This is a genomic window from Paraburkholderia hospita (genome assembly GCF_002902965.1).
GTDB lineage: Bacteria > Pseudomonadota > Gammaproteobacteria > Burkholderiales > Burkholderiaceae > Paraburkholderia > Paraburkholderia hospita.
On sequence record NZ_CP026105.1, the window covers coordinates 153,383 to 172,241 of the forward strand.

8 protein-coding genes are annotated in these 18,859 nt (G+C 58.3%); all 8 read right to left on the reverse strand.

Features of this window, described 5'->3' with window-relative positions:
• Positions 1 to 23: 23 nt before the first annotated feature.
• The 8 genes from C2L64_RS00710 to C2L64_RS00740 all read right to left on the reverse strand — a co-directional run bounded on the left by C2L64_RS00710 (position 24) and on the right by C2L64_RS00740 (position 17,879).
• Positions 24 to 710 carry an RNA ligase family protein gene (locus C2L64_RS00710; RefSeq protein WP_090834883.1) on the reverse strand — a complete coding sequence of 229 codons (687 nt, stop codon included), beginning with the start codon at positions 708 to 710 and terminating at the stop codon, positions 24 to 26.
• Positions 707 to 1,246 (reverse strand): hypothetical protein, encoded by a 540-nt coding sequence (locus C2L64_RS00715; RefSeq protein ID WP_090834884.1) that lies wholly within the window; start codon positions 1,244 to 1,246, stop codon positions 707 to 709. Before C2L64_RS00715 ends, C2L64_RS00710 begins: the two co-directional genes overlap by 4 nt.
• Positions 1,239 to 2,570 (reverse strand): AAA family ATPase, encoded by a 1,332-nt coding sequence (locus C2L64_RS00720; RefSeq protein WP_090834885.1) that lies wholly within the window; start codon positions 2,568 to 2,570, stop codon positions 1,239 to 1,241. The genes C2L64_RS00715 and C2L64_RS00720 overlap by 8 nt, the downstream gene beginning before the upstream one ends.
• 1 nt (position 2,571) lies before the next feature.
• Positions 2,572 to 7,095, reverse strand: a complete 4,524-nt coding sequence (locus C2L64_RS00725) for an Eco57I restriction-modification methylase domain-containing protein (RefSeq protein ID WP_090835036.1) — start codon at positions 7,093 to 7,095, stop codon at positions 2,572 to 2,574.
• A gap of 4 nt (positions 7,096 to 7,099) precedes the next feature.
• Positions 7,100 to 9,949: a helicase-related protein gene (locus C2L64_RS00730; protein ID WP_090834886.1), complete on the reverse strand. Its 2,850-nt coding sequence runs from the start codon at positions 9,947 to 9,949 to the stop codon at positions 7,100 to 7,102.
• A 6-nt stretch (positions 9,950 to 9,955) separates the two neighbouring features.
• Complete coding sequence (locus tag C2L64_RS00735; protein ID WP_090834887.1) at positions 9,956 to 15,283, reverse strand: DEAD/DEAH box helicase; 5,328 nt, start codon at positions 15,281 to 15,283, stop codon at positions 9,956 to 9,958.
• A gap of 20 nt (positions 15,284 to 15,303) precedes the next feature.
• On the reverse strand, positions 15,304 to 15,480 hold the full coding sequence (locus C2L64_RS53025; RefSeq protein ID WP_143055672.1) for a type II toxin -antitoxin system TacA 1-like antitoxin: 177 nt from the start codon (positions 15,478 to 15,480) through the stop codon (positions 15,304 to 15,306).
• 641 nt (positions 15,481 to 16,121) lie between these two features.
• On the reverse strand, positions 16,122 to 17,879 hold the full coding sequence (locus C2L64_RS00740; RefSeq protein ID WP_143055673.1) for a hypothetical protein: 1,758 nt from the start codon (positions 17,877 to 17,879) through the stop codon (positions 16,122 to 16,124).
• Positions 17,880 to 18,859 lie beyond the last annotated feature (980 nt).

Genomic DNA, 18,859 nt, shown 5'->3' on the forward strand with positions numbered 1-18,859 from the left:
CCCCTGATTACGTTTTGTATCGGTCACTCAATCTTACTCAGTCTGTTCCACTCAAGCGCGCGGGTGCGCCAGTGGCTGTCTATGTGCTGTGTGAAGTCTTCGCGAACCAGTTTAGCCCTGGCATTGAGCCAGGCGTCATCTTCAGTGCGGACCACCACTCCTTCCAGCGGACCCGTTGAAAACGCGCTCCTGCCACCCTGTAGCATTTGCTTTAGATTGCTGAGCGAGAGCTTGCCTTTGTCGAGTGTTGGCACGGTGGATATTCCCAGGTTGCTCGCCCAATGATTGCGTCTCGCGGTTGACCAGAATCGCCGTTCAATCCGGTCGTAGATATCAAAAAGCAACCACCAATCTGGCAATTGGTCGTAGGTCAGTGAATGCCGTGCTGCACACCATTCGCCGAAGGCAATGAGCTCTGAACCCAGTGCCTCGATAAACTCTTCCTCGTGCGCGGGAATCCAAGAGCGCAACCGGCTGAACTGGCCAGGGTAGGGCGCCGCCAAGTAGTGGCTGCGGTTCTGAGCTAGGAGCTGCCCTTCTGCAGAGACCGAAAATCCCAGATTGGCACCGTCAAGCTTCTCCTCGACGACCACATCGGACGCCAACAGCTTGCGCGCCTCCCCAGGCGAGAGCACCTTATCGTCTCTTGGTTCACCATCACCAAGCCAAAGGAGATGCGGAGTGTGTGGGAAGCGGAACAGTTCCTTCACGGCTTCTTCGCCTTCTTTTCGTTCCACTTCTCGTACAACCAGTCCTCGAGAAGATGTTCGGTTTCCACGCCTGCAGCGGTCAAGGCGTCGGCGCAGTCTAACCAGTCGGTATCGCAGGCATTGGTGAGCTTGCAGGGGCGAACATCGTCTCCCACCGCAATAACAGACGCGACCATTTTCCGGTCCTCCAAGTCAGTCACCTTGGCCGCCAAGTCTGGCGGTAGCATGGCGTGACCATGCTCATCGACTTCTATACCAACCCATGTCACCTCGCTCTGGTCTCGCTTTCGCATTAGTGCGAGCCAGCCGTAGTCCTGGTTTGTAAGCTTTTTCCGATACTCCGTGCAGATGTGCCAATCCCAATCCAGCACTGCATGGCGCTCGGGGTCACTCTCAAATGCCTCCATCCAGCTTAGCACTCGTTCGCGTAGCTCTGGTTCCTTGATGGGCGTACCGTCTTCCGGAAAAGGTGAGGTGGTGTGTGCAGCACTGGCCACTATTAGAACGTTAGTGTCAATCACGCGACTTTCAGGCATTGTTCGCGGCCCTCCTCATGCGCTCCGCGCGCGCTTTGGCCTGTTCTCTTGCCTCGCCAACCGAATCCCCGAAAAAGTGTTCCGGCCAAGGCCTGATGGTTCCGAACGGGTCTACCTCGAGCCATTGCAGCTTGGCCGCATTTCCCTCGCGTTCAACAAAATACATGCAAAGGTCGTTGGTTTTTACCGTTTCGCGCGCTACCAGGGTCTGCATACGGCGCAGAAGCTGTTCTGAGTGCGTCTCAACGATGAACTGGACGCCACGGTCCTGACTGACCGAAGCCAGCATCTCGGCTAATTGTGTTTGCGCCACTGGGTGCAAGTGGCTCTCGGGTTCTTCTACAATGACGATGCTGCCTCGCTCGGCAAAGAGTGCCGCGACCACCACTGGCAAGACCTGAGACACCCCGACACCCACATCTTTCAGGTTGGACGGCTCGCCGTTGTTCATCACCAGCAGTTCATAGCGCGCAGACCGCCCTAGCTGGCGCACCTGCAGGTCGTCCGCTAGACCCATGCGACGCAGCCAATGGATGGTGTCGTTGAACAGCACAGCGGCGGCCGGAGGAGGCAAGCGACGCTTGGTCGCATCTTGTTTGGCCACACCGCTCGCAATCAGGGCGTCGACGGCCCGGGCACCATCGTCACCGATAGAACCGGGTGTGCGGCCGTTCCAGATATAGTCGCGTCGGGCCAAACGCCGAACGGGCCCTAGGTAGATGACCCGAGCCAGTTCTTCCAGCAGCAAAGGGCCCACTGACAAGACACGGTCCCCTTCAGCACCAAGCGTTTGCACCGCTGCATGCGAGAACGAGAACGACCGCACCGGCTTGAATGCTGGAGACTGCTTGGACCAGTACCGCGCGCTCTCCGGCAGCAACTTGTAGGCGCCATGCCGCCCCAACTGCGCCGTGAAACCCCGCCCCGCGCTGCCGATGCGCAGGTAGGCCAAATCGGCACTGCCACCGCGGCCTTGTACATACCGGGCCGTGAACGTTCCAGCCTCTGTGCCCAGTGCCCCGGCCCGCCAGCCAAACTCAATTCCAATCTGTTTGGCCTTGACCGTCTCGGTGGCAACTCCGTGTCGGCACAACACATCTGCAAACTGCCCCAGCACGACGGAGTCGCCGCTGTCTGGATTACCGAAATTCAGGTCCAGGTTTGGGTCCTCGCCCTTCACGGTCTGGCGCAGCAGCAACAGGCTCTGAATAAGACTGGACTTGCCCGAGGAGTTGGTGCCGAACACCATCGTCAGCGGCGCAAGCTGCATTCGGCCCGTGGCACGCCAAATCTTAAAATTGTTGAGGGTCAGGTGGGTAAGCATGTCAGTGAGCCTCGCCTCTCTCAAGGCTGTCCCAAGCCGACAGCACAAGGCGCTGGGTGCGGTACTCGCCGAACTCCCGCATCTCACTATTCTTGAGCACGCGGAATGTTTCGCTCGGGTAGTCAGAGCCCATCACGTCGGCGGGGTCGAGAATGTAGCGCAGCTCATCGCGGGTCAAGTCGTAGAGGCGCGCATAGTAAGCGTCTAGCTCGGCGCGCAGTTGGGCGCGGCGCTCAGGGTTCCATGCGAAGGGCCGGTTGCGTTCGGCAGCAGGCCGCGAGTCATAGGCGGCTAGGTCGTCGGCCCAGGGGCGCAGGTCGTATGCGGTATAGGTGAGTTCAAGGACGCGAGAAATGATGAACCGACTGTCGGTCGGGTTGTAGCAATCAGGCCGCAATATAGGAAGCTGGCGCATATGAAAAAACTTTAGATGAGCACCACTGACTTTCTGGCGAGCCACATAGTCAAGCGGCAGGGCATTGAGATTGGCAAGCAACGCGGCAGCGTATGCCTTTCCAACTTGAGGGCCTACGTTGATGCAGGGGAAGTCGCCGACCATTGCCGTCCTTGGAGTAGCACCGGCAATCAACGTACGAACGTCTGTATTTCGGCAAATATCGCGCCAACCCATCAACCATTGTGGGCTGCGTTGGTCCATCCACGTATCCAACAGATTCAGCAATGCGCTCACCAAACTGGGCTGCTTCAAGGCATCGTCCAAGGCATTAAGTTCTGCGTCCGACAGGCGTATGTCATGGTTCTGTGTCGCCCACTTGGGGAACTCGGCCAAGGCCTTCTTTGTGGTCAGGCCAGTGCCCAGCAGGGCCTTGGACAGGGACCCGAAGCGGGCTTTGAGCTGCGCTTCGACGGGCGCAATATACGGCAACGCACGTTGTTGTGGCCAATAGGACTGTCCTGTTTGTTTTGCTACCTCGGGCTCGCCAGCCGCACGCGCGAAGAGTTCGCCGGCTACCCAGGCGGCCAGGGCCAATAACAGCTCGGCCAAGGCGCTGTCTTGAGCAGCTCCCGGAGCCGCCGCCACATGCCACTGAAGCCAAGCACGTGCCACGCGCGACGGCACGCGTGCGATGCGGGCCAGCACTTCGCGTTCGGGCACCCAATAGCGCGGACGGACAGCATAGGTCGGGTCGGCTTTCTCCGTAACGCTCACGACGGCAGTATCCACGCCGCCGGGCCTGTCGGGTGCGTCGACATAAGTGGCCCAGCGATGGTCAAACTGGTGAATCATCTTGGCCTCGTACAGCGGCAGACACCGCGGCGCGTCGGCTGTACTGGCTTCGCTGCCGGGCTGGTCGAAGAACAGCCCGCTGTCGTTAGACATGTGCAGCATGGACTGGAAACGGATGCCCCAAGGGTTGGCCTCGGCCTCGAGCAGTTCTCCCTCGTGGCTAAATTGCGCTTCGCGGATTAGCACGGAGGCAGCGCGGTAGAGCTTCTTTGTCAGCTCGGCATCGCGTTCGCTGCGGAAAATCGGGCAGGTGCGAGTGTTGGGGTTGATGAGGGCGATTTCGCTGGAAGTCAGCTGGAAGCGGCGACGCGGGTCTTTGACCTGCGGTACTTGCGTGGCAAAGCAAACGAACTCGGCTTGGTGAGCTGCTCCCAGCGTGAGCAGCGAGAACTTGTAGCTGCGGTGCACCGCCGGAAAGACCGCTTCGCTGTTTTCGAAGTCGTACAGGCTGGTCAGCTTGCCGCTAGATGCGATATGCCCGAAATACGCCTTGGTCGAGTCGTCCGTGGCAATGCCAGTCGGCACGATGAATCCAGCGCGACCATGCGGCGACGTGGCTTGCAAGAAGGTCTCGGCAAACAGCGCGTAGGTATTCACGTCGCCCACACCGGTGAGTGGATATCGCCTGCCATCGTGTGCGAAGAGGCTTGCTGCCTCCGCTCCCCGGCGGGCGTCGATAAATGCCTCGTATAGCGCCATCTCCGCCTTGTTCGGCGGTGTCAGACCTTCGGCACGTTCCTGGTCGGGATTCAGGTTGTGGAGCAACACCCCTTCGCGCAACCATTCAATGCGCTGGCTTCGCTCGGCCTTGTTCTTGGCAGTGGCCACCAGCGGACTTCGACTTGCGAAGAACTCTTCTTCCTGCAGCTTGATGCGCTCCCAAGGAGGATTGCCCAGCATGACCGAAAACCCACCCTTGGACGCTACTTGCGGAAACGCTAGCCACCAGTGAAAGACACTGTGCATTTGACACAGATGCTCCGCCGTTTCCTCCACGTCAGCATTAAGTGCTTCACCGCTAAGCACACCCCACAAATAGCCAGAGAGAGGCACTCGTTCTCCCGTGTTCGCTAGCTTGGGCGCGAGGAAAGCCGCTACGTATGTATCGGCCAAGCGCGCCAGCATTGAGCGTTGGGCTACAGCCTGTGCTTCGCGCCATGCGGCTCGCTTGGCTGCAACGCTCTCGGGGGTGTCGTCAGAAAGCATTTCCACCGCTACCCCGCGGGCGGCGAGCCCTGCTTGGGTGAACAGGTCGCCAGAAGCGATTGACTTCCAGCTCTTGAGGTCGGCCTTGTTCTGCTTCTTCAAAGCGGTCGCTACAGCCTTGTCGTCGGCTGAGAGTGCCGTATAGGCTTCGTCGGGGATACCGTGCTCAAGCACCTTTGGGTCAAGCACGCCCAATAACGCGTCGCCCACTTGCAGGTGATGGTCGACGAACGACAAAGGGCGGTCGGGGGAGTAGGCCTCGAGCCAAAGTGCAGTCTTGGCCAACTGAATTGCCATCGGGTTTTTGTCCACGCCGAAAATGCAGTGGCTGACCACATCGCGCAGCGCGTGGCGGAAGTCAACAGGTGTGGGGGCTCCGCCCTCTCGCTCTGTTGCGGCACGGTGCACGGCCACTTCGTCTGCCAAACGCCGGGCAGCGGACAACAGGAAATGGCCGCTGCCGCAAGCTGGGTCGCAAATGGTCAGATTGAGCAGAGCTTCGACCGGGCGCCCGGGATTGGCGCGAACCGTTTCCGCGATGACTGGCTCCAGAGCGGTCTTGATGAGTTCCTGAACTAGGCTGTCCGGGGTGTAGTAGCTGCCGGTCAGCTTTCGAGCGTTTCCTCGGTTGGTGGCGTCTGTTTCCTCATCTCCAGTAAACGTCAGTCTCGCAGATGCCGGATGAAGCAACATTGTTGGTTGAGGGTCCAACTCAAGGAGGCTCTCGTACACGCTGCCCAGTTCTTCCGGTCCCATGTCGCGGTAGTTAACGCGGGTCAGACCGCCGTTAGCTCGAAACCAGCCCAACTGGAACACCGCGGCAAGTAACCAGCGGTTTTCCAGCTGCGCGCCATCAAGCCACGGACACTGGTCTGTATCGAAAAGTCCACCGAGCGCGGGTAGACCAAGATGCGGTTCGCCTTTTGCCAACGCGCCGAAGGTGATGGTGAGTGCGTGCCACAGGTCCGAGTGTCGGTCCTGCTCGCTACGTCGCACCGCGCGCTCCCGCAGCCATGTCATCGAATAACCGGACAGATAGCGCTGCTGGACCTGGGCCGAAGCGTCAGGCGTGAAAATGAGACGGTGCCCGTTGGTCTTGTCGACTCGGTCTTCGATGGTGGACAGAAAGATGAGTCTATAGACCAGTCGCAGCAGTTCCTCGAAGAAGGCCTGGCGGGTCAACGCGCCATCTTCGCTATCCAGGCGCTGCAAGGCTGCCCGCAGCTCGCCATTGGCAGGATGCGAGAGGAAGCCCGTGCCAAGAGCACGCAAGGCATCGGCCACCTGGTAACGCAAGTTTGTCCTTACTGTCGCGCCTGCTTCTTGGCCCGCTGCTCGCCAGCGTTCCCACACGCAGTTAGTAGGCTCTCCAGGAGGGCTGCCAAATCGGCTAGCATGCGCCAACAGCCAGAACGCTGTGAAATCTGGGAGGAGCTCTTCTGTGCAGAGCTCCTCCAAGTCCACTTCGACGTAGGCCGGGCGAGTAAGGCTGGGATTGTCGCGCAGAATACGTAGCGTCAAGCCGTTGGTGACTATGGCCCACAGGGCGGCATCGGAGGCGTTGAGAGCCTCTTGGGCCAGCAAGTACGGGCTACGTCGACGAACCTTTCCCGTGTCAGGGTTGGTCTCCCCGAAACGCTCCGCAGGCGCGTCTAGCGACTGGTCATATGCTGCGAAGACAATGGGCACCTGTCCACCTTCGGCGGCATAGCCAATCGCATAGCTGTGGCCACTTTTCTCGATGGCTGGATAACGCTCGATGTCTGAGAAGTGCAGCACATCTCGCATCAAAGGCAGCAGAAACTCTCGCACGGTAACTTCATAGGCGTTGACATCGCTACGCTTGCGCAATGCCGAGAAGTCTGCCCACAGGCTTAGGGCAATCTTGAAATCCCGACCAATCTCATCGCGCAGCTTAAGCCCTTTAGGGATTCGATACTGCGTCTCTGCCTGCTCGGTCAACGCCGGGTCAGTGAGGGTGGTCAGGCGGGTGAGTTCGTCTGCGGGAATGAGCCCGCCCTCGATGCGGATGGCACTATATGCTAGGGTAGTGACCTTTTTACGTGCCATAGTTTCAGGCCCCTTCACCTTGAGCTGCAGCGGCCGGGACGAGTACGTAAATGCCCATGACATCCACAGGCAGGCTGGCGTTGACCTGGTACGTGCCCTTTGCGTCAGCGGCCTCGCGTACGCGACGGTGGTCTTGCAGTAGTTCTTGGGCACGCACCTTGGCGATGGCGTCCAGTTGCGGCTGCCATGCAGGTAGCGCGTCCAGCGCCGTTTGCAGTTGGCGGTCACGCAGGACGGACGGCATGTTGCGGGTGGCTTCGGTCCCCAGCAGGTTGCGCGCTTGGTCAGCTGATAGCGGCTCAAACGCCGTTGGCCCTTCGGAGGCCACGGCCACGGACTCCTCGCAGAGAATGAGCCGCGTCTCACTGCCGTGCGTGACACTGAGTTGGTGGCGCATGCGTAGTAGCAGTACAGTAGTCTTGAGTTGGACGTTCCCGACGAACGCAGCACCGGCACGAGCGACTCCGGCGTCATCACTGGCGCCGTTTGTTGCATCGAGCGCCCGCTCGAGCAGAATGTCAGCGAACGCCACCACCAAAGGGTGGGTGCGGTGAACGAACAGTGCGCCCTGTGCAGCGGGCTGATGGAAATCTATGCGTAACGAGCCCTCAATGCCCTCCGCGCTCAGGCGTTCGCGAATCGGCTGGGGCAAATACTCGGTCAAGAGCTTGAAGTGCCCACGAACGGGCTCAAGCGGTGCGCCCAACTTGTTAGCTGCTCGGCGGACAAAACGCTCAACATCGTCTTCGCCCCCCAATACTGCGGCCGATTTGCGCCACTCGGGCAGCACATCGTCAGGCTTCAATCTGCGCTGAGCGAAGATGGAGCGACTCTGTTTCGCCTTTTCCTTGGCGCTTTGCCACGCCAATTCAATCTGTTTGGCGGGCTCGCCAAACAGGTCAAGTTGCGACTGCGCATGGAAGGCCTCCCCCTTGCGTAGCAGAACGGCGTTCAGTAGCGCCTGCGTCAGCTTGCCCTCGTCATCGGGCATAGGCACCAAGACACCCAATTCCTTGCGGATGCTTTCAGCCTTGCGCAAGATGACCTGAAGGACGGCGCCGTCCACCGGATTGTCTTCGCCGTACAGCATGGTGCTGCGAACTTCACGAGCCTTCTGGCCGAAGCGGTCCACACGGCCTTCCCGCTGTTCGTGGCGGGTGGGGTTCCAGCTGAGGTCGTAGTGGACGACTGCTGTAAATAGATTCTGGAGGTTGATGCCTTCGGATAAGCAGTCGGTGGCTACCAAGATGCGGGTCTCGCTCTCGCCCAACTGTTCCACGGCGGCTTCGCGCTCGCCAGGTGTGAGTTCCCCCGTCACGGCCTCGACCGTGGCCGTCTTGAATTGGTCGCGTAGATAAGCTGCAAGGTAATGCGCCGTGGCGATATAGCGGCAGAATACGACGGGCCGGAAGCCTTCTTTCAGCAGCAGAGCCAAGTGCTCCTGCAGTTTGGCCAGCTTTGGGTCGTTTTGACTGCCTGCCAGCGCATCAGCTGCTGCGATAAGCTCTTGGAGTCGCTGGGAGTCTTCGGTCCATGCTGCGGGCTCAATGTCATCGGTCGACAGTGCATCGTCCGCCCCGTCCAGCACTCGGTCACTGGCCTGCAGTTCCAAGTCTTCGAGGGGCATTGCTTCAGATTCTCCATCATCTGACTGAACGCCGTACAGCCGTGTGCGAAGTGAATTGACAGCGGCGGCAGGCGACGATGAAATGCAACGCAGCAAGGCCAGCGCTGCCCACCAGTTCATGCGCTGCTCACGAAGGCCTTTTCCCTCGGCGCGTTCAACAAGTTCGCGGGCATAGGTCAGCACATCGTTGAACAGTCGACCCCACGCACCAGTCAAGCGGTAGGTCACTTCAGCCGTCTTTCGGTCGGGGAAAACCGAAGTATCTTGCCACTCGGCGATGTCAGGGCGCCGCCGCTGGACGAAGTGGCGCGATAGCTCCTCGCGCAGGTCAGTGCGCTGGCTGCTTGGCAAGTCTTTGAGTTGCGTAAAATCCGCGCGCAGCAGGCCCAAGAGGTTGAAGAAGGCATCTTCGTCACCACTGTGCGGCGTGGCCGTCAGCAGCACCATGTGACGATTTGCGTCTTCGACGAGACCTTTGAGTAGCTGGTAGCGTTGCTGTCTTCCTTGGCCGCCCTGTGTGCAGGTGTGGGCTTCGTCCACGATTACGAATTCGGGGCAGAAGCGTTGAAATGCTTCGCGCCGACGTTCGGACTTGATGTAGTCCAGGCTTACCACGGTAAACGGATGTGCATCGAACATGGAGGTGCCGGGTGGCAGGTCACGCTCTAACCGGTCAGCGGTGTTTGAACGTACCACCACCGCATGGATGTGAAAACGCTCGGCAAGTTCACGTTGCCATTGCTCGCACAGATGTGGCGGACAGAGCACGGCCAGACGCTGGACTTCTCCCCGGTCGAGCAACTCGCGCGCGATGAGAGCCCCTTCGATGGTCTTTCCAATACCAACGTCGTCGGCAATCAGCAGGCGCACCGTGGGCAGCTTCAGAGCCATTAACAGCGGAACGAGTTGGTACGCACGAGGCTCAACCGCGATGTTGCCGAAACTACGGAAAGGCCCCGCCCCGCTTCGTGACTTGAGTTGCAACGCATCCAACAATAACTGGCTGGACGAGTGATTGCGAGCCTGACCGACCGTAGGCCACGGGAACGTCGCGGGTTGAACCGGCTGGCGTTCCAGGGGAAGGAAAATGAGGGTTTCGTCGCGCTCACCTCCGCCCAAGGGACGTAGGTGCAATGTAGTGGCGTCGGACTCGGGCTGCACTATCCACTCGCGGCCGCGTGCGGAAATCAGGCTTCCCGGTAGAAATTCCGGCAGGGCTATGTTCATATTGTCTTAGTTCTTGCCAGGACCGAAGAGGTCCGAGTTGCTCTTGAAGATGCTAGGCCAGGCCGCAGTCTCTTTGGGGAACCGCACAACCAAGTAGCCCAGCGCGTCGAGCTTGCGATAGATTTCAATGTCCTTTTGCTTCTGCCCCTCACCATCGTGATGCGGGCCGTCGATAAAGACCGCCAAATGGAGGTCGTCGTAGAAAAAGTCTGCGCAGGCACCTGCTGCAGCGATAGTGTGTTGGCCGCGGTCTGGCTTGCGATAGCCGTTTTCCGTGACATGAACCAGCCAAGTCTTCTCCAGGCTGCTGCCGGCCGTTCGTGATAATTCAGCGTCATGCTGTTCCGGCGTCCGACCTTGCGAGCCTTGCACCGTGCTTGCCCGTGTCAGGCGGCAGAGAATGTCCAGCAACAAGCCGCCAGCATCTCTGTCCTTGCGGTCGATGAGAGTGTGGTCCGGCTGGTTGTAATACGAGAGCAGGCAGCGATAGCAACCCGCCTCACAAATCGGATTGGCATCGTGGTCCAGCTCTTCAGCGAGCGTCTCGCGTCGCCAAGGACTGCCTTGCGTCGGCGGGAGGAAGTGCATCACCTCCAAGGCCTTCACGGCTACAGCCGACATGGCGGTTGCCTCCGTAGCGATACGGGTCAGCACGCCTGCGCCGCCTTCGGCCGCTTCGAAGAAGAGAATGGACTGCCGGTTGTCGCGGGTGGGCAAAGGCTCGGCCATCAGCTCGCTTTCTTCCAGCTGATAGACCGCTTCGACGCCACGCTTGAGCGCGTACTGCAGGGTGGTCAGCGTTTCCGCAGACAACTCTCCTAGGTTCCAATGCGGGCGAACTATCAGGATGTTCCGTCTGTCTTCAACATAAGGAACAATACGCTGGGCCGGCGTCTTGTCCGGCGGTGCATCGGACTCGCTTTCGGACTCGCCATTGCCATCATCGACGCCGCCGACCCAGTGACCAGTGACGGGGTTCATCATGAAGCCCTGGATGGTTTTTTCCTTGCGCCGACGCCAACCGAAGTTCATGCGCCATACCGTAGCTGCCGGGCCATATTGTAGCTCCAGCAATGGCCCCTGCTCATCACTTGCGACCGTGGTGACCATCTGCAGCTTGCCGTCAGCCTCAGCAAACTGCAGCGTGGTCTGCATCTCGTAGCCTTGGCGAACGCGCTCCTCCTCATTTGCCGTAATCCGCTCTGCACGCTTCGTGGAGACGTTTTCGATTCGATAGAGGTTCTTGACCTCTTGTGCCCCACCCAACGATGCCTCGCAGGAGATGCAGCGGTCGGCATCCCGCTGAGAACGGAAGTGACCGTAACCACAGGACGGGCAAAGTCGAGCTACTTCGGTGGGTAGGCGCGAGCCATCGCTGACCTGGTCCTTGCCGGTGATAGTCAGCAGCGCCTTGGTCACTCGATATTGACTACCCTCGTGATAGATAAGGCTATAGGGACCAAATTCCCCGAGCGCGAGGAACCGCGGGCGAGATAGGAAGCTCTCGCGCCCGATGTGACCTCGACGCGCCGGCAAGTAGGCCAACAGTGGCAGTCGCGGGAAGTTGTAGCCAGGCAGGAAGCCTTGGCTAGCCATGTAGCGATAGGTGTAAAAATCGCTGTTGAAAGCGCTATCGCCGGCCAACAGCAAGTCGCGCTGCTTGCGCGCCTCGTTGTGCCGCTGTTGGGCTTCACGCCGTTCGCGTTCGTTGGCCGCCGGGTTATTCTCAATCTTGAAGTTCAGGTCGATGGCCTGGGCTGTGGCTCGATAGAGGTCGCGCCAGCGTTGAAGCGCATCGTCGAACTCGATGTATGCGCGCTGAAAAACGGTTTCGGCCCACTCGTCACTGAACCACGGTGCCATTTGTGAGGTCAGCTCGTCCTTCAGCATGCTCAGCACCTTGAGGCCGCGCTTGTGGGCACGCTGCTTCGCCTCTGGCTTATCGAGGTCGGATGCCATCTCCTCCGTGAGGGGGAGCTTCTCCGGCTGGTTCATATCCAGCAGGTCGCGTACGCTATTGCCAAGCTTCTTGCCTGTCTCTGCAAGCCAAATGGCGTGCATGTGGCTCTTGATAAGCTCGCGATTGGCTAGGTCAAGGGTAGGTGCATTGACGTGGCCATGAACCATGCGGACGGGGTCACGGAAGTAATACTGGTCGTGCGGACTCTGCGCGGCGCAATAGGTAATGACCAAGGCCGGTTGTCCTGCTCGACCGGCACGGCCACTGCGCTGAGCGTAGTTTGCTGGCGTGGGCGGGACGTTGCGCATGTACACTGTGTTTAGCGAGGATATGTCGACGCCCAATTCCATGGTCGGCGAACAGAACAGGACTGGCAACCAATCGAGAGCCGTGCCGTTCTTCGCCTGCCATTCGGCCTTGTCTTTATCTGTGAAGCGGAACCGGGCCTCCCGCTCCAGCCGGTCTTCCTGCTCGACCTGAGCCGTGTGTTCGCGGGCCTCAAATTCGAACAGCTGGTGAACAGGGCTCTCCAAAAGCGCAGCGATGTTCTGATACAGCACCCGGAAAAAGATGTTGTCGTCAGCCTCGCGGGCGCTTTGGCCTGACCCAGCCGTCCAAACGAGAGCGGACCCGTTCAACTGCCAGCCTGTCAGCCCAACATCGGTTTCTTCTTTGCGCACCAGACCGTAGGATTCAGCTGCCCTCAATAACGCAGTGAGGACGTCCGGATATGTGTGGTCGTTGATTTGCTTGTAATACGGGTTCGCACCACCCCAAGTGCTCCCTTTTCGGAGTTCCTTGCCAAGGCGAGAGCGGCTGGAGCCTACGACGAGAAAATCGTCGAGGTCCAACCGCCGCCCCTTGCGGTCCGTCTCTTCGCGCGGACGAGTCGTGACGAACCACTTGGCGGGCTGCGGGCGCTCGTCCTCGGTGAACCCCCAAGGCTCACAGAGATTGGCGTAGCTCTGGGTACGCAGCTGCTCCAGCTCGGTACGGTCGAGATACCGCGTGGCAATACACAGCCCCTGCCGCATGAAGTCGAACAGAGCTCTTAGAACAACGGCGCGCTCGGCGGGTCGAGCGGCTTGCAACACTGGGGGGGCATCAGCCCATTCGTCACCATCGGAAGCGAGGTTGTCGATGTCCTGATAGTCGATGCGGACCAGCCCCAACTGTTCGAGGTTGGGATTGTTGAATCGCCAGCCGCGGCGAAGGTCGAAGTAGCTGCGGTAGCCTAGGATGCCGCGCATGGCCTCTTGCACCTGCCGTCTTGTGTTGCCCTTGACCTCAGGCTGTTGCATGTACTCGGCACGCACGCCAGGGTCATCACGGTGGAAGCCCAGAGCCTCGAAAACAGCATTGGCGACTTCCTTCTCGCTTAATACATTCGACGGTGACTTTTCAACCGCGGAAAGCAACGCTGAACGCGTCAGAAGAACTTGCAGAAAGTCGTTGAAGTGCCCCGCCTGCAACGCTGCGTCTTGCCGGTTGTCGGAAAAGCCCAAGACCTTCTTCGCATCGAAGTCCAACTGCTGGTCCTGCTCGTAGAGGTAGCGAAGTGCTGACAGGGTCAGCATCGTGGTCGCTGAGCTACGACCCTCGCCAGACAGGGAGGTTAGCCGTAGAACATCCTTGCCGGACGTGTGTGTGGTGCCGCACGCCGGGCAAAAACGGAATGCCCCCGGAATGAACCAGGCATTCAGGCCCGGACCATCCGTGACGACGCCGTCAGGACGCACATTGATTGCCTGGGGGATGAACTTGCGTTTGTCCGCCTTGACTCGCCACTCGCCATCCGCACGCTCCTCCACCCATCCCTCAGGATATCGCTCGGGGTCGGAAGGGTCCCAGCTATCCAGACCAGGCAGCAGGAAGCCAAATCTAACGTCCTCGTCGTCGTGCTGCCGCTCCTCAATCCCGCGCACGTGGAACGTGCGCCCCTCCGAACTCTCGGCGTCCCAAACGGGCATGTACTCCTGGCCGCAATCTCGACAGAAGTGAAGGTGGTAATAGCGACGAACGCGACTATCATCGCCAGACACAAACTGCTGACCATCAAGCGTTATGGCGCGATGGTGGGGTGCTTCCAACGTCGCATAGACCTTGCCGCCGCCAGCGATGAATTGGTGAAGCTTGAAGGCGAAGAGCGATTTGCCTGCTCCGTCTTGGACGGCGTAGGCAAGCAGCATGAATTTCCTCAAATAGTTCCGGCAGGTTTCGAGTGATTCCCCTGATGTCTCGTGCAGCGACTCTGCGGCCTTTGCCAATGTCCGTGGGCGTGCACGCCTCGGCTTGTCACCCTCATAGGTCAGGCCAAGGGTCAGCTCTACCCAGACCGAAACCGGATGAGATGCCAGTGATGCAAAGTCTGCAGTCTCAGGAACGCCCGCACGAATGGCGTCGCCCAGGCGAGTTGCGACCGTCGCGATAGTCTCATCTTCGGGCGTGGTGCGCCGAAGGGTCTCTGTGATGATATTGCGGTCGGAGATGCGCGTACCGAACAGCCTTGAAGCGACGTCTGCAACGACGGCATTTCTCGCCATTTGAGTACCTTCGGTGGCCATCGTGGCCGATGTGCCTATGCAGATAAGGTTCTCGGCCAAGGCTTCACGCACACGGCGAACTAGCAAGGCCACGTCTGCACCCTGTCGACCCCGGTAGGTGTGGAGCTCATCTAACACCAGAAAGCGCAAGCCCTTTGCATTGCGCATGACGGCCTTGTCGATGTCGTTCTGCCTGGTCATCAGCAGCTCGAGCATCATGAAGTTGGTCAGCAGAATGTCTGGCGGGTTGGCCGCCATCGCTTGTCGCTCGTCGTCGGACTCTTGACCTGTATAACGACCGAAAGTCACGGCCCGCTCCGCGGGATTCGAACCCAAAAATTTCTTGAGTTCCTCCAACTGCGAATTGGCCAAGGCGTTCATCGGATAGATGACGATAGCCCTAGTCTTGGGCGTCGGGTCGGTGGCTTTAGCCTTGATGCACGCGTCGACGATGGGAATGAAATAGCTGAGAGATTTGCCGGAACCTGTACCGGTGGTCAGCACATAGCTCTCGCCATCAGCAGCCAAGCTGATGGCTTCCGCTTGATGCTTGTGCAGTGGTAAGGACACTCCGGCCGATGAAGGCGACTTGCCGAGGCGGAAGATGTCAGCGCACTGGGCACTCAACTGACCGGCTGCAACCAACTCCTCAACTGTTCCACCGGTCTTGAAGTTCGGGTTAATTTGAATGAGCGGCTCTGGCCAGTATCTCTGGCTGGCGTATTGTTCATTCACGTAGTCCCGAATGTCGTCAGCTCGGATGCGTGTGAAGCTGCGAGTGAACTCTTTGTACTCGGCAACAATGTGCTCGCGAAACTGAAAGACGTCCATCTGGATTCCCCCGGTGGTATTTAACGGCTCTGCGGCCGCTTAGTCGGAACAGCGACATCGTGCTCGACACAATGCTGCCTGACGAGCACCTCGATGAAATTTGCAATCGTTCGGTGCTCCCTCTCTGCGGCCAATCGAATCAAATCCTTTAGCTCGGGCGTAACCCGCAGGTTCAGGGTGTCGGTTTTGCGTTCCATGTCTCGACTCGCCGAAGAGGGATGTACCGCAATTGTAACGCAAATGGGCGCCGAACCCGTGGTTCAGTACGGCTGAGAGGGAACTCACGAATGCGTCTTCAAACGTTGCGCTGGCGTTAATACTGTTGGGGAGAAGTCGCGCGACGAAGGCACTACAGGCAACCTGTATCGGGTCTTCCTCGTTTTTCATTGACGCGCAAGCGGCCGGTGCCTCAGCGAGAGGAGAAACCGCGACGCAAAGACTACCCAGCGCAAGTTTGAAAGTGTCGAGAGGAGTGCAATCGGGCGTCTGGCAGAACCGGAGAGTTCGGGAGAAGCCGGGCGACGGTTCAGAGTGGCATGTGAAGATGTAAAACATCAACGCCATTTTTGTTCAAATCGGTTCAACGTACTTGGTGTCGCTCGGCTCCGCTTAGGTGTCTTGGGGCCAGCGAAACTCACCGTGCCGGGGCGCGGTCCTGACAAATTTGCGTGTTCAATACGCGGATTAGGGCGCTTGGATGAAAAAGGCCGAGCATGGACCGCGACCCCGTATGCAATTTGGTCACATACGCGCAAAGGCAGAGTCCAGTAACGTGTGTACGAACTTTCCGCCATCCGAACTACGGAGATGGGCATAGTGGGCCTTCACCGTTTCGACCTCATCGTGAAGAACGGCACAGCGTAGCGGTGCCGATGATGTAACGAAACCCGTGCGCGCCGATACCAGGACAGTCCCACAGGTAGCGGCGAGTGAGGAAAAAAATGCGTCGGTTCAGGGATTTCCATGTTCCGACGTAGCCCTGCGGCTTTTCATCTATTGAAGACAAGAAAACATAGTTCACCTTGTCCGCATCCGGCAACATTGGTCGATAGGCATTCAGATAGCGTTCAATGTCGCCCCAGACCACGCGATTGACCGGCATATCGTAGTCCTGGTTTTTAGCGGCGCCCTTTGCATTTTTGAATGCACGTCTTTCAATTCGGATGAACCAACTGCCATCCGGACGACGATAGAGGTTTCCGGTGTTGTCAGCGTGATACGTTAGCAACTTCATGTTCTTGGCGCGCAACGGATTCGATGCCATCAGTTTGACGAGGAGCAGGTCTCGCGCCCAAACGGCTTCATTGATGCCGCCAGTGGTCGGTCGGCAACTTTTCATTCGCGAAGTCATGTCCGCGATTGCCTCGAGTGGGTCATCGAGCTCGAGCACACTCTTGATGGGTGCCATTGGCTCTCTCGAATGTACAATGCCATCCACTCGTAAGTTTTTCCTCATCTCGGAGACCCATGCGAAGGTTTCTTGGCAAGCCTCCTGCCAATTTTCGGGGCGGTTGGTTTCTGGTAACTGCTCCCGGAGTTCCGGCATCTGAGTGAGGTAGCCATGCTGAGGATGGTTGAGCGCCGCAATCAGGTTTGCGAAGTCGAGCACACCCTCGTGCACTTTCTCTTCGGCGCGCTCAATCCGCCACTTCATGTACCGATGAGCCATCCTCTTATTCGATAACCACGCAAGCGTCTGGACATCGTCGCTGGCGAACCCGGCTCCACCCAGTTCTCGTGTGCGATGGAGCCATCCAAGGTAAGAAGTCACATGCTGCCAGACTATCTTTGCTGTGGGAACGTATTTGCCCTTGACAAAGCAATACCAGTTTCGGTCCGTTTCCCCCTCTGTGATTAGGTCCGTCGTGACCCATACCCCACGCGAGAAACGTCGGAGGTCTGGCATCTTTTCGGTTTTGTGCACAACAAAGTTCGACCATTCCTGAGCCAAGGAATCGGAAACGTCCTTCAGGCGGTACATGTCTTTCGAAACCCTCGACAATCTCTCCCGATAGGGAATTTTCATAGCCGACGAGCTTTCGAGCGGTTTTAATTTCTTTCGCTCATATGCAAGGGTTAGAAGCGTATTTGGCTCCAGAGCGAAGAACCGCTCAAGCCGCTTCAACGAAGGAATCGCGCGGGGATTCGGCAACGCTCCTTTTACCCAGGTACCCAGTGTCGACTTGGAAATGCCTGCTGCTCGCGCCAACCCTGCTACAGTCGTCCGGCTTTGCGTGAGCAGCTCGGTCAGCATCGATTGAAACGGGGACATGCTGTTTGATGCTGCGGCCTCGATGCGGTCGAGACGCGTTACAAGGGAGCACCACTTCCCCATCAAGCTCTTTCGATTCGCGATATAGCTCTTGTCGCGACCCTCGGCTTGTAACTGCTCGACATGGAGGCGAAGATTCCGGTAGTACGAGCGGCGCAGCAGCGAACCAACAACGCTCTCTTCGGAAACGCCAAAACTCGCTAGGAATGCCCGAAGGGCGGATTTCAGGTTGGGTAGCGTGGAAGCGGGAATTTCGCCATTCGTTACACGCTGGTGCATCTTTTCCGAGAGTTCGCGGAAGGTTAGAGTTGAAGCAGCAGACATACGTTGTTTCCGTTTGCCTGCCCGAACCGTCTGGATTGGTCGACTCTGCGAGCTATTAAGAGTGACCGGTATGAGCAAATTATCCATCGTCGTAAGTCCCTGACGAAAAAGGACAATACCACTATTCTATCAAGCATATCCCTACGAATAGGTATGCTCTATCGTTCATTATCTTGTCCTGCTCACACCTGAAAGTCGAAGTCGGGCAGCATCGGCTCGCAAACGGTATAGCTCGAACAACTGTTATGGATAGCTGAAAGAAGCTTGCTGGTCTGCATCAAGGGGAAATGTTCCAAGAATAGAGGGCGCAATTCTGCGTCCACTGAGTGGTCGCTCGAAGTCGAGGCGTGTGCGGCAGCAATTTGCCAGCACATAGCGGTTTGCTGGTCTTTAAGGTCTGGTCTAGCGTTTCAAATGAAAGTTTCCGCGACCCGATGTGTCACACGAACATCCGGTCTGCGCTTGAACGCAGAAGTCAAACGGCCAGCAGTCAACTTGCGACCCAAGAGTGCGGTGAAACGCAGACGGCGCTTCAGTTCGTGCGATGCGATATATTTAGGCACTAATCCGTCGACCGAAAAGACTATGTCCCGCCTTGGTATCGAACACGAAAATGGCCTCATCTATGAAGGCGCCGACAATCCGAGCCATCTCATGGTACCGGCACCGATAATCTCGCAATGTGCGCTCGTTGAATCACCTTCCGAATTCGAGAATTTGCCTCGCGGTATGCTAAGCGACCCGTTCCGATGGATTTTCCGAGAGGACTCGTTCGACCCAGTGTCGCGAGTTCGACGAGGACGTCTTTTTCAGTCATTCACCAAGAACAATCGGGAGTTGGTCTTGGTCGAAGCACACTCTAATTCGTTATCTGATAGTAGGCGGAGCCGGTCGGACGGTCGCGTACCTAAAGAACTGAATGTCTTCATTCATTGCACTGAATTGCTGGGACGTCCGAACAGGGGAGAAGGTCTTCAGCT